This is a genomic window from Lishizhenia sp. (genome assembly GCF_057456495.1).
This window is the reverse complement of the sequence record NZ_JBVCPV010000086.1, coordinates 1-11,759: the sequence shown is the minus strand read 5'-3', so window position 1 is coordinate 11,759 and position 11,759 is coordinate 1. Positions and strand designations below refer to the sequence as shown.

Here is an 11,759-nt window from a genome sequence, read left to right as displayed (position 1 = left end):
TGGCCTTTTGCATCTGTGGGATGGGTGACGTCATTAATCCAACGTGCTGCAGCCAGTCAGGAAAGAATAAATGAATTCCTAAAGCAAGAGCCTGAAATTGTAAACCCTACACAAGAAGAGTTAGATTTCCAGGGGAATATTGAGTTTAATAATGTTACGTATACCTATCCAACATCAAATATCACAGCGGTTAAAAACCTCTCATTTACTATTAATAAAGGGGAGACATTGGCCATTTTGGGAAGAACAGGTTCTGGTAAATCAAGTGTGATTCATCTTTTAATGCGTCAGTTTGATCCGCAAGAAGGTGAGGTGTTGATTGACAACAAGAACTTAAAGGAAGTGAACTTGGAGGAGTACCGCAAAGATACGGGCGTTGTTCCGCAAGAAGTGTTCTTGTTTTCTGATTCTATTGCCAACAATATTAAATTTGGTTTAACAGAAGATAGGGATGCAACACAAGAGGAGTTGGATGCTGTTACCAAGCAAGCCCACGTTTACCATAACATCACAGATTTTAAAGAAGGATATGAAACCTTGTTAGGTGAACGAGGTGTTAATTTAAGTGGTGGTCAAAAACAACGTATCAGTATTGCTAGAGCCTTGATGCGTAAACCAAAATTCTTGATTTTAGATGATTGTTTATCTGCGGTAGATACAGAAACTGAAGAAATCATCCTATCGAATTTAAAACCTCAAATAGAAAAAAACACTACCTTAATTGTTTCTCATAGGGTTAGTTCTATTCGTAATGCCGACAAAATTATCGTGTTGGATGACGGACAAAAAATAGAAGAAGGAACCCACCAATCTTTGATGCAACTCAAGGGAGTTTATGCTGAAATGTATCAAAAGCAATTATTGGAAGAAGAAGAGAGCAAAAAACAAGTAGAGAACAATTAAGATCGGCGGCTTACATGAAGGAACAACACATACACATTAAGGGTGCTCGCATGCACAACCTCAAGGATGTAGAAGTTAAAATTGAACATGGAAAATTAACGGTGATTACAGGTCTTTCTGGATCGGGTAAATCATCCTTAGCCTTTGATACCTTGTATGCAGAGGGGCAACGTAGGTATATAGAAAGTTTATCTGCGTATGCTAGACAATTCCTTGGGAAATTAGACAAACCAGAAGTTGACTTCATTAAAGGTATATCACCTGCAGTAGCGATAGAACAAAAGGTGAACTCTACGAATCCTCGATCTACAGTAGGTACCATTACCGAGATCTACGATTTCTTGAAAATACTATTTGCCCGTGTGGGTAAAACCTATTCTCCTATTTCTGGAAATGAAGTAAAGAAACACAACGTTAGTGATGTGTTGGATGCTATAAACGCATTGGAAAAGGGGACAAGAGCGTTGGTGTTAGCACCTCTTTTAAACATCGATAAATACGGAATAGATAGACAATTGAACTTGTTAAAAGATCAAGGATATGTGCGTGTTTTGTTTGATGGTGAGTTACACCAGGTAACAGATTTGATAGAAAATCCTCCAAAAAAGGTGAAGGAAGGATATTTGGTTATTGACCGTATTAAGTCTGACAAAGACAGTGAGGAAAATATATCACGTATTGCAGATTCTGTTCAATTGGCCTTTGCCGAAGGAAACGGAACCTGTATTATTCAGCTGCATGATACGAAGGAGGAACTCGAGTTTTCTAACCGCTTTGAATTGGACGGAATGGAATTCGTAGAACCGACAGAACACTTTTTTACCTTTAACAATCCTTTTGGAGCGTGTAGAACGTGTGAAGGATTCGGTACCGTTATCGGTATAGATGAGTCTTTGGTGATACCCGATAAATCATTGAGCGTATATGAAGGAGCAATTTTGCCCTGGAACAGTGAGTCTATGTCGAAATACCTCAATGGCCTAGTGATGAATGCTTCCAAATTTGATTTCCCTATACATAAACCTGTGGAGGAGTTATCGGAGGAACAATATGAATTGTTATGGACCGGTAATAAGTATTTCGAAGGTATCAATGATTTCTTCTCTTTTGTAGAAAAGAAAAGTTATAAAATTCAATACAGAGTATTACTTGCAAGGTATAGAGGGAAAACCAAGTGTACAGATTGTAAAGGAACACGACTTAGAAAAGATGCTTCTTACGTAAAACTAGGAGGTAAAAACATACAGCAGATTGTTTTAGATTCTGTAAAATACAACCTAGAGTTCTTTAAAAATCTAGCCTTGGGAGAACGATACGAAATGGTAACCAAACGTGTTTTACCAGAGATCGTTAATCGATTGGAGTTGCTCTCTAATTTAGGGTTGAGTTATTTAACCTTAAACAGACAAGCCAATACCTTATCAGGAGGTGAATCGCAACGTATCAATTTGGCCAACTCTTTAGGTTCTTCATTAGTTGGGTCAATGTACATCTTAGATGAACCTTCTATCGGTTTACACCCTAAGGATACAGATAAATTAATTCAGGTTCTTAAAGATTTAAGAGATATAGGAAACACGGTAATTGTGGTGGAGCATGAAGAAGCCATGATGGAAAATGCCGATAGTATTTTGGATATTGGTCCTATGGCCGGAGTGCATGGAGGAGAAGTTGTTTTCCACGGTGATCACAAGGCTTTGATAAATGAAGAAAAGAGTTTAACCGCTCAATACCTTACAGGAAAGAGAGTTATACCTACGCCTGATTATAGACGCCCGACCAAAGATAAATTAACCTTGAAAAAGGTATATGCCAATAACATTAAAGGAATGGAAGTAGATTTTCCTTTAAATAATCTGGTTTGTGTTACAGGTGTGAGTGGTTCGGGTAAATCTTCTTTAGTGAAGGATGTGTTGTTTCCTAAGATGAATGAAATTTTAGGAATTCACCGCGGTGAGATGAAGTACTCTGGAATATTAGAAGGAGATACACAACGCATACATACCGTTGAGTTTATAGATCAAAACCCAATTGGTAAATCTTCGCGAAGTAATCCTGTGACCTATGTTAAGGCTTTTGATGACATACGTGAATTATTCAGTAAACAACAACTTTCAAAAATCAGGGGATATAAGCCTGGGTGGTTTAGTTTCAACGTAGATGGAGGTAGATGTGAAATGTGTGAGGGAGAGGGTGAGATTACCGTTTCTATGCAGTTCATGGCCGATGTTCACTTAAACTGTGAAGCTTGTAATGGAACTAGATTTAAACAAGAAACCCTAGAGGTGGAATACAAAGGACATTCGATCGCTGATATATTGGCGTTGGATGTAGAGAATGCTTTGGAGCTTTTTAAAGAAGGAACAACCCGAACGGAGGAGAAGATTGTAGAGAAGCTACAACCGCTGTTTGATGTTGGTTTGGGATACTTGAGCTTAGGTCAAGCATCTTCAACTTTATCTGGAGGTGAAGCACAACGTGTAAAATTGGCCTCGTTCTTAATTAAATCTAGAAATCCAAAACCTACTTTGTTCATTTTTGATGAGCCAACAACAGGTTTGCATTTTTACGATATAGAAAAACTATTAGTTGCCTTTAATGCATTGATTGGTATTGGGCATTCTGTGATTGTGATTGAACACGATATGGATGTTGTAAAGTGTGCTGATTATGTGATTGATTTAGGACCCGAAGGGGGAGATAAAGGAGGGAACCTTGTTTTCGCAGGAACACCAGAAGATTTAGCGAATTGTAAGGACTCTCATACAGGTAGATTCTTGAAAGAAAAACTAGAAAAGGAAGTAAAGATTAAATAAGGATGTATCATCCAAAAAAAAGCCCCGAATTATTGGGGCTTTTTTTATGGTCTTAATCTACTAATGGCGTGTAATTGTCTTTCTATGGTTTGATATTCACCGTTGGGTTTGGGCCCCAGTGCAGGTGCCGCCACGATGTAACCGTTAAGGTCTATCAAAACATATTGAGGGTAGGTTAAGATTTGGAAATCTTTGATGATATCACCTTCTTTTTCCACCTCAACAATTTCCCATTGAATATCATATTTCTTTTTAATTTTTTCTAAACTTTGATTGCTGTTGTTCACGATAAAGGTTGTGAATTGTGTGGTTCCACCGTATTTCAAATAAAGTGCTCTTAAAAGCTCTAATTCGGCCATGGAGTTTTTAATGTCTGTATTCACAAAACTCACGTAATGGTATTTACCGATGTAGTCACCCTTTTGTTTCGTTACATCGTTGTGCGTGAACTCAAAGTTGGGCGAGCGAACACCTGGCTTTAGTTCTGTAAGCCTTTTACGCATGTTTTTAGCAATGTCTCTGTGTTCGTGGAACAAAGCGAATCCTGCCAACGAATCGAGTACATTTAAAATAGGCTCTTGTGGATAATCAACGTTGTAGTATAAGTCACTCATCATGTTAATCAGAACCAATTCTCTAACGCGAAGATTGTGTTTCACTTCATAAACATTACCCAAAGTGTTCATCAATAGGGTTGGACTTGATTGAACTAAAGCATTGTAGAATTCTTGTTCTTTTGTTCTACTTAAATTGTAGTGATAGTTTTCATAGAAGTTTAAAAAGTATTCCATGTATCTATCATTGCTATAGCTAACGGTAAAGGGTTTTAAGTAGAAATCAAATTTTTGCAAGCGATTACTGGCTCCAATAAAACTTAAGTCATCTAAACTTGCTAGGCCATAACGACGGTATACCTCGAAGTAAGAAGAAGTGTCGTCTTTGTATTTTTCTTGGATTTCCATGTTAAAGGTATCCAATTTATACATGAATTCTCTGGCTCTAACATCTGTTCTTCTATAGTTCGTACGCAAGAAATTCAATATCTCATCATCGTACTCAATGATTTTGTAATTGATGTCTGTCTCTGGGAGTCCACCAAAGAAATATTCTACCAAGTTCCCTTCTGGTCGTTCAGGGTTGTAGGGAGATTTGTCTTTAACATACAAATCGTATTGCGCATTGGGTTGGACGTAGGTGTAGAAGTAGTTGTTGTTGATTTTCACCTTTACTTTTTGGGTTCCTTTAGTTGTGAAACGCACATTGAAGGTACTGTCGGTAGAAATGGTACCGCTACCAATTTTTCTTTCGTAACGGGTTAGGTAATCTACAATTTCGAATACTTCTACTGTTCCGCTACCCATGTTCTGCGCATAGCCTTCTATAAAAACTTCTTGTGCTTGCGCATGTGTAACTGTACTTAGCAGTGCAATGCTTAAAAGTGAAAGGATGTATTTCATATAATTTTTTAAACGAGTAAATCTGGATTGGTTACGAATTTGTGAATTTCGCCTCCTGACTTATATATCTCACGTACAATTGTTGAATTTATTGCGGCATATTCCGGAACTGTCATAAAAAATAAACTTTCTATGTCAGAAATCTCCAAATTCATTTGAGCAATGCTGCGCTCGTATCCAAAGTCTTTCGAGTCTCTTAATCCTCTGATTAAGTATTGCGCTTCAACTTCTTGACAAAACTTCACCGTTAAGCCTGTATACGATTGAACTGAAATTCTGGGGTTATCTTCGAAAAGTGAGGCTATATGTGCGATGCGTTTATCTGTATCGAACAAATATTGTTTAGAGGTATTGATACCAACACCTATGATTATTTCGTCGAATAATTCAATGGCTTTGCGCACAACGCTTTCGTGTCCTTTGGTGAAAGGATCAAAAGATCCAGGGAAAACTCCTCTTTTTATAGTGTGACTCATGTTTTCTTGTTTGTAAACAAAATTAATGAAAGGTTTTAACTCGGCTTCGTCTAATTGATATAAATCTGAATGAAGTAGATGTAATGACGATTGCGCTAGGGGTAGAAAGGGTAGTGCCTTGGTTTTGCGAGATTGACAAAGCAAGGAGCAAAGCGACTTTAGAAGCTCTTGAGCCTTGGTTTTGGAAAGGAGAGAAAGCCAAGGAGCTACAACTGAATGACCCGTTTAAGCGCCCTTAAAAATAGAAAGCTATGAAAAATGTTAGTTGTGAAATGTACGATATATATGAACGTTTGGCGATGCACCAAACACCAGTGCGATTGTATTTAAACACTGAAGAAGGGGAGCGAATTGTTGAAAGTAGCTTTGTGACGTTTAAAGTTTTAGAAGGGGTGGAACATGGTTATTTAGCCAACGGAGAGCATTTTCCTTTGGTAAATATTTCACGTTTCGAAAAACTTAAGGAAGAATGATTTCAGCTGTGATCGCGTAGTGATCGCTAAATGCTTGGTCTTGGACCTTGAAATTTTGAGAACCTAATGTTACATCATGCCAGATGTAATCTATTCTACCCGCTGGAATTTTACCCGCGTAGGAACGTCCTAAGCCTTTACCTGCATTTCTAAAGGCATCTTTATATACCTTGTTGAAAAGGTTGTAGGTATGCGAAATAGGAGGGTCATTGAAATCTCCACAAATAATTACTGGGTAAGGAGATGCAGCCGCATGTTTTAAAATCAGTTGTGCTTGTTCTGTTCTTGCTGGATAGGCATTTTTAAGTTTTTTTACCGTTGTTTTTAAGCGCAGTAAGTTTGTTTCCTCGTCATCTTCTAAATTAAAATTAACGTCATCTGGTTTGATCTTTACACTTTGTAAATGGGTATTGTATACGCGTAAAGTATCCTCGTTCACTTTTACATCTGTGTAAATACAATAGTTGGTCGCAGATGCCGGAAAACTAACCTCACCTTTAGAAATGATGGGATACTTTGAAAAAATACTTACCCCAAAGTTTCGTTTCTTATTTTGTTGGAAACGCACACGCTCATGATACTCCTTGCTTTTTAATAGCTTGGTAAGTGTCTTTTTGGTGTTGAATTCAGTATTACCATCTGTGTAAAAATATTCTTGTAGGCACAATATATCAGGATTTTCATTTTTAATGAAAGCCATGATACTGTCCTTATTGTCATAATTGTTCGCTTGTGATGAAAGATAGAAATCGAACAATCGAACGTTGTAACTGGTGATTTTCAGCGTTTGATCTGCTACAGTTTGAGTTTGTCCCCATCCTAAATTGATGTATCTAAAATGAAGTTTACCTCCTAATAATATTACCACTAAGGGTAGTAAAAACCACCTAGATTTACCAAAGGTGAAGTAGATTAAAAAGAGTAGAGTGAATACTAGAAGCAGGGGGTAAACTAATCCGAATAAGGGAAGTATCCACAGGGTTTTTGGAGGTACGTAAACACTGACGTAACTCAGGAGTAAAGCAATACTGGTGAGTAACGCAAAGAAATGCATCAAAGTTCTAAGAGAGAAGAAGCGCTTTTTCTTATTTGACATTTCTACTGTATTCGAACAAAATTTCTTTTTCGCGTTTGGTTAAACTGTCGTAACCGGCTTTTTTTATTTTCTCCAAAATTGCATCTACTTGTTCTTGTTCTATGTTTTTGAACTCGTTGTAAGCTTCATCAGAACGAGTGTTATATTTCTTGTTCTTTACCACCTTCATTTTAGAACGTTTTACTTTGGGTTGCTTCGACTTGCTGAACAATTGCTCTAAGCGTGCAATTATATTCTTCGGTGAACCCAAGTTTTGAACAGAAAGGTAACCAATTAGAGCTCCTCCTAAATGTGCAAAGTGTGCAATCTGATCATTCTTAGAAATGTTAATCAAATCAGAAAGAAGGTAAAGTCCGGCCAAAAGAATAATACGAACGGGTAGAATACCAAAAAGGTGAACGGTCATATTAGGTCTGTAAAATGCTACAGCCATAAAGATGGCCATTACCGAACCTGAGGCTCCCACTACGTAAATTCCAGATGCTTGTAACCCCGGGAAAAGTTGGTGGGCGATAATTTGTACCAATCCTCCAACCACACCTCCTAACAGGTAAGTGTACAAGAGTTGCTTTTTGGTAAAGAACTGTTCGAACATGCGACCTACAAAGAAGAGTACCAGCATGTTCATGAGTAGATGGTAAAAACCAAAGTGGGCAAAGATGCTCGTAAATAATCCCCATGGATGGGTAAGCAATCCTTTAAAATCTCCGTGTAACACAAAGATTTGTTGCAAAACATTATGTGTGCTAGCTTGTGCCGAATAGCCTAATAAACCGGCAAAAGCTAAGGCAATATTAATCAATAAGAATACGGCAAGGTTAATTCCGATTAACTTGATGTACATACCGCCATAATTCCATTGGTATTTTATTTCTTCTGTAAACGTTCTACTCATTTTAGTAAAAGTTAGTTCTTGACTTCTGCCAAATCTTCACCATGATGAAACCGATAAGTGCCCCTGCAATGTGAGCTAAGTGTGCAATGTTATCTGTTGGGTTGTATTGTATGGTTTGTACCACTTCATACACTAAATAAATGCTAACAAAGTATTTAGCTTTAATAGGGAAGGGGAAGAAAAGTAGCATGATTTCCATGTTGGGAAAAAGGTAAGCCGATGCAACCAAAATTCCGAACACGGCTCCACTAGCACCTATCATTGGCGTTCTGAGCATATCAACATACTCTCGCATAACAGATCCACCACTGGTGTAATATTTACCTTCTTTTAATAGTTCATGTACGTCCTGATAGTCAAACCCCATCGCAGTAATTTGCTTTCTCACTTCTAATAATTCATAGTATCCAATGCCTTGGTAAAGAATAAAGGCACCAATACCAGTTACGAAGTAAAAGATGAAAAATCTTTTGGGACCCCAAACTTGTTCGAGTAGGTTACCAAAAAAGAGTAAACCAAACATGTTTCCTATTAAATGGCCTAAGGAACCATGCATAAAAAAGTGCGTTACTATTTGGAAAGGCTGAAAGAAAGGAGAGCTAAATACATATCCTCCTAAATAATTAGAAAATAAAAATCCTTGCTTTAACCCAAAGTACGTGATGATGTACAATACTACATTAATCAATAGTAGGTTCTTGGTAACAGGGTGTAAGTTATTTAAGAAATTCATGCAAATCTTTTGGTTAATTCTTCTAAGCTAAGGGTGTCTATGATTTTTAATCCACTCGGACTAAACATATGGTCTTCTGCTTGGAAGAGTTGTTCTATTAAGTAATCTTTTTCTTCTTCTTTTAGTCCTTTGTTTCCACTCATGGCCGCTGCCGACGCAAGTGTAGAAATAAGGGAATGCGCCAACTCACCTTTATCAATTTCATTGTGCGCAATTTTCTCGGTAATAGAGTCTACCAATATTTGTAAGACTTCATCTTGTACCAAATTAGGTATACCTGCTAATACTAATTTATCAGCTTCAAAACTGTAATGGAAACCAAGTCGTTCCAAAGAAGTTTTGTTGTTTTCCCATTCCAAACGCTCTTGCTTAGTTAGTTCTTGTTCAAAAGGGAAAAGTAATTGTTGTGAGGCAATAGGGTTGAGCATGAAGTTAGCCATGAGCTCGTCGTATAAAACTCTTTCTTTGGCGCGTTTGATATGAATTAACATTACTCCAGATTTAATCTGAGAGAAGAGGTATTTTCCGTGAATTACAAACTGTTGTTTGCCTGCCGCTGTTGATTCCTTTTCAAACACTTCCTCTTGTTGTGGTTGTGTTTCTTCTTCCTCGGCTATTTCGTAGAAGTTTTCCCAGCTCTCTGTGCTCGGAGTTAAGTTACCAAAGCCATGTTGAGAAATGGCATCTGACTTCTCATATTTAGTAGCACTCACTTTCGTGGCTGAGCTATGTGAAGTAGATTTCGATTTCTTTTCCTCCTCGAAAGGATTGTAATTAGGGTTAACTTGTATGGTTGGCTCCTTCGGCTCTTCGTACTTGTAAGAAAGCGGAAGGTCAAATTCTGTTTCACGGTTAAAATCCATGGTAGGGGCAATGTTATATTTTCCCAACCCTAATTTAACCGCACTACGCAGAATAGAGTAGATGTACTTCTCTTCTTCGAACTTAATTTCTGTTTTGGTAGGGTGAACATTCACATCTATACTGTGTGGGTCAACCTCTAAAAACAAAAAGTAAGAAGGATGAGTTTTTGCTGGAATTAGATTGTCGAAAGCTGCAGTTACTGCATGGTTGAAATAACTGTGCTTAAAGAACCTATTGTTCACAAAGAAGTATTGTTCACCTCTTGTTTTCTTAGCAAATTCCGGTTTTCCTACAAAACCTGATATTTTAACGATGTCTGTGTTCTCTTCAATAGGAACGAGTTTATCGTTGAATTTCTTTCCAAAGACATCTACGATACGCTTGCGCATGTTCGCTGCTGGTAAATCGTGTATGATGCTATCGTTATGTGTAAGTTTAAAACCAACATCGCCGTGCGAAAGGGCAATACGCGTAAATTCTTCTACGATGTGTTTAAATTCTACTTGGTCTGATTTTAAAAAGTTTCTACGCGCTGGTACATTAAAGAAAAGGTTTTTAACACTGATGCAAGTACCCGTAGCACCTACGCATTCTTCTTGGTGGATAACCTTACTACCTTCAACGTATAGTTCACTTCCTAAATCGCTATCTGCTTGTTTAGATTTAATGCTTAAATGAGAGATAGCTGCGATAGATGCCAATGCTTCTCCTCTAAATCCTTTTGTTGTTAGGGCAAATAAATCATCGGCGTGCTGTATTTTACTGGTAGCATGACGTTCTATACTCATGCGCAAGTCTATTTCAGACATTCCGCCACCATTATCAATTACCTGAAGTAAAGTCTTTCCGGCATCTTTCACTACAAGTTCCACAAAAGTAGCTCCTGCGTCTATAGCATTTTCTACTAATTCTTTCACTACAGATGAAGGGCGTTGAATCACCTCTCCGGCTGCAATTTGGTTGGCAATGTGATCTGGTAATAATCGAATAACTTCGCTCATTTACTTCTGGTCTATGTTTATAATATCTGACGAAAATGTGTCTAATGTGCCAAATATATAATAGCAAATGAGAATAAGAATACCCAAGATGATTAGAAGTCGAACATTTGACGCTCTCGATTTATTTTTATACTCGTCTTGAATAGAAAACGAATTCTGCATACGCGTTTTCACTTTGTTTCTATATGCTTCATCATCTGTTACTTCCCCCTTGTTCTCGTTGTTGTAACGGTCTGCCATGGCTTGCAACTTCTCTTTGCGTTCGTCATAGTAACGGGGAGCGTAATCAAATTTTTTATTTCTGTTGACTTTTATAAATCGAATGCGTTCTAGCATGATACTTGTAATTTTTATGCGCAGATGTTCGTAAATTCATCCTCAAACAAAGTTAAGGGTTTCCTGCATTTAACCCTCTTTTGTGAACAATTATTATTCCATCTGGTCGTGGCTGACACAACGACAGTTATTTTTACAGTATGCAAAGAAAAACTAAAACTACAGGACTCATTTTAGGCTTAATAAGTCTAACGACATGGTTTACGCTTACCAATTTTGTTTTGGCTCCGGCAGATGAGGAACCAGAATTTTTGCAGCAAGACGATACTTGGGCACGGCAAACCTTGGATTCATTGACCTTGCGTCAAAAGATTGGTCAGTTTTTCATGTTAGCGGCGTATTCCAATAGAGACGAAGCTCACTTGTTGGAATTAGACAAACACGTAACCGAGAATGAGGTTGGTGGTTTTATCTTCTTTCAAGGAAAGCGAAAAGAGACCAAAGAAAATATAGCACGCTTACAAGCAAAGAGTAATATTCCCCTGTTAATTGGGATGGATGCAGAATGGGGGGCAAGTATGCGATTGAAAGGTGTAGAACGTTTACCGTACCAAATGACCCTAGGAGCAGCCAATGATGAAGCATTGACAAAAAGAGAGGGAGAAATAATAGCAGAAGAACTAAAAGCACTAGGGATACACATCAACTTTGCACCTGTAGTAGATATTAATTCAAACCCGAATAACCCTGTAATTGGGTTTAGAAGTTT

At 37.8% G+C, this 11,759-nt stretch carries 11 protein-coding genes; 4 read left to right on the top strand and 7 right to left on the bottom strand.

The window, feature by feature from the left end:
- Both AC22ZQ_RS07785 and uvrA read left to right on the top strand, forming a co-directional pair.
- Nucleotides 1–903 (top strand): ABC transporter ATP-binding protein (locus tag AC22ZQ_RS07785; protein ID WP_318958218.1); only part of this gene is annotated, 903 nt, incomplete at its 5' end.
- Between the two features lie 14 nt (nucleotides 904–917).
- The gene (gene uvrA, locus AC22ZQ_RS07780) at nucleotides 918–3,719 is read left to right on the top strand and encodes an excinuclease ABC subunit UvrA (RefSeq protein ID WP_318958217.1); all 2,802 of its coding nucleotides are present in this window, start codon (nucleotides 918–920) and stop codon (nucleotides 3,717–3,719) included.
- A gap of 44 nt (nucleotides 3,720–3,763) precedes the next feature.
- Here uvrA and AC22ZQ_RS07775 read toward each other — a convergent pair whose 3' ends face one another.
- Complete coding sequence (locus AC22ZQ_RS07775) at nucleotides 3,764–5,176, bottom strand: TlpA family protein disulfide reductase (protein WP_318958216.1); 1,413 nt, start codon at nucleotides 5,174–5,176, stop codon at nucleotides 3,764–3,766.
- Nucleotides 5,177–5,184: 8 nt separating this feature from the next.
- Nucleotides 5,185–5,652: a pantetheine-phosphate adenylyltransferase gene (gene coaD, locus AC22ZQ_RS07770; RefSeq protein ID WP_318958215.1), complete on the bottom strand. Its 468-nt coding sequence runs from the start codon at nucleotides 5,650–5,652 to the stop codon at nucleotides 5,185–5,187.
- A 251-nt stretch (nucleotides 5,653–5,903) separates the two neighbouring features.
- On the opposite strand from coaD, the gene AC22ZQ_RS07765 reads away from it, so the two are divergent.
- Nucleotides 5,904–6,125, top strand: a complete 222-nt coding sequence (locus AC22ZQ_RS07765) for a hypothetical protein (protein ID WP_318958214.1) — start codon at nucleotides 5,904–5,906, stop codon at nucleotides 6,123–6,125.
- Here the strand turns inward: AC22ZQ_RS07765 and AC22ZQ_RS07760 are convergent.
- The 5 genes from AC22ZQ_RS07760 to AC22ZQ_RS07740 are packed head-to-tail and all read right to left on the bottom strand — an operon-like array spanning nucleotide 6,112 to nucleotide 11,050.
- Nucleotides 6,112–7,221: an endonuclease/exonuclease/phosphatase family protein gene (locus AC22ZQ_RS07760; protein WP_318958213.1), complete on the bottom strand. Its 1,110-nt coding sequence runs from the start codon at nucleotides 7,219–7,221 to the stop codon at nucleotides 6,112–6,114. The genes AC22ZQ_RS07765 and AC22ZQ_RS07760 overlap by 14 nt on opposite strands.
- Nucleotides 7,211–8,116 (bottom strand): rhomboid family intramembrane serine protease, encoded by a 906-nt coding sequence (locus AC22ZQ_RS07755; protein WP_318958212.1) that lies wholly within the window; start codon nucleotides 8,114–8,116, stop codon nucleotides 7,211–7,213. The genes AC22ZQ_RS07760 and AC22ZQ_RS07755 overlap by 11 nt, the downstream gene beginning before the upstream one ends.
- Before the next feature lies 1 nt (nucleotide 8,117).
- Nucleotides 8,118–8,849: a rhomboid family intramembrane serine protease gene (locus AC22ZQ_RS07750; protein WP_318958211.1), complete on the bottom strand. Its 732-nt coding sequence runs from the start codon at nucleotides 8,847–8,849 to the stop codon at nucleotides 8,118–8,120.
- Nucleotides 8,846–10,714: a DNA mismatch repair endonuclease MutL gene (mutL, locus tag AC22ZQ_RS07745; protein WP_318958210.1), complete on the bottom strand. Its 1,869-nt coding sequence runs from the start codon at nucleotides 10,712–10,714 to the stop codon at nucleotides 8,846–8,848. Before mutL ends, AC22ZQ_RS07750 begins: the two co-directional genes overlap by 4 nt.
- On the bottom strand, nucleotides 10,715–11,050 hold the full coding sequence (locus AC22ZQ_RS07740) for a hypothetical protein (RefSeq protein ID WP_318958209.1): 336 nt from the start codon (nucleotides 11,048–11,050) through the stop codon (nucleotides 10,715–10,717). It lies immediately after the preceding gene.
- Between the two features lie 140 nt (nucleotides 11,051–11,190).
- On the opposite strand from AC22ZQ_RS07740, the gene AC22ZQ_RS07735 reads away from it, so the two are divergent.
- A partial coding sequence (locus AC22ZQ_RS07735; RefSeq protein WP_318958208.1) for a glycoside hydrolase family 3 N-terminal domain-containing protein occupies nucleotides 11,191–11,759 on the top strand: 569 nt, incomplete at its 3' end.

Excerpts from the sequence above, each read along its gene's own strand:
- uvrA (WP_318958217.1), top strand. The coding sequence starts at position 918 with ATGAAGGAACAACACATACACATTAAGGGTGCTCGCATGCACAACCTC.
- AC22ZQ_RS07775 (WP_318958216.1), bottom strand. The coding sequence starts at position 5,176 with ATGAAATACATCCTTTCACTTTTAAGCATTGCACTGCTAAGTACAGTT.
- coaD (WP_318958215.1), bottom strand. The coding sequence starts at position 5,652 with ATGAGTCACACTATAAAAAGAGGAGTTTTCCCTGGATCTTTTGATCCT.
- AC22ZQ_RS07765 (WP_318958214.1), top strand. The coding sequence starts at position 5,904 with ATGAAAAATGTTAGTTGTGAAATGTACGATATATATGAACGTTTGGCG.
- AC22ZQ_RS07760 (WP_318958213.1), bottom strand. The coding sequence starts at position 7,221 with ATGTCAAATAAGAAAAAGCGCTTCTTCTCTCTTAGAACTTTGATGCAT.
- AC22ZQ_RS07755 (WP_318958212.1), bottom strand. The coding sequence starts at position 8,116 with ATGAGTAGAACGTTTACAGAAGAAATAAAATACCAATGGAATTATGGC.
- AC22ZQ_RS07750 (WP_318958211.1), bottom strand. The coding sequence starts at position 8,849 with ATGAATTTCTTAAATAACTTACACCCTGTTACCAAGAACCTACTATTG.
- mutL (WP_318958210.1), bottom strand. The coding sequence starts at position 10,714 with ATGAGCGAAGTTATTCGATTATTACCAGATCACATTGCCAACCAAATT.
- AC22ZQ_RS07740 (WP_318958209.1), bottom strand. The coding sequence starts at position 11,050 with ATGCTAGAACGCATTCGATTTATAAAAGTCAACAGAAATAAAAAATTT.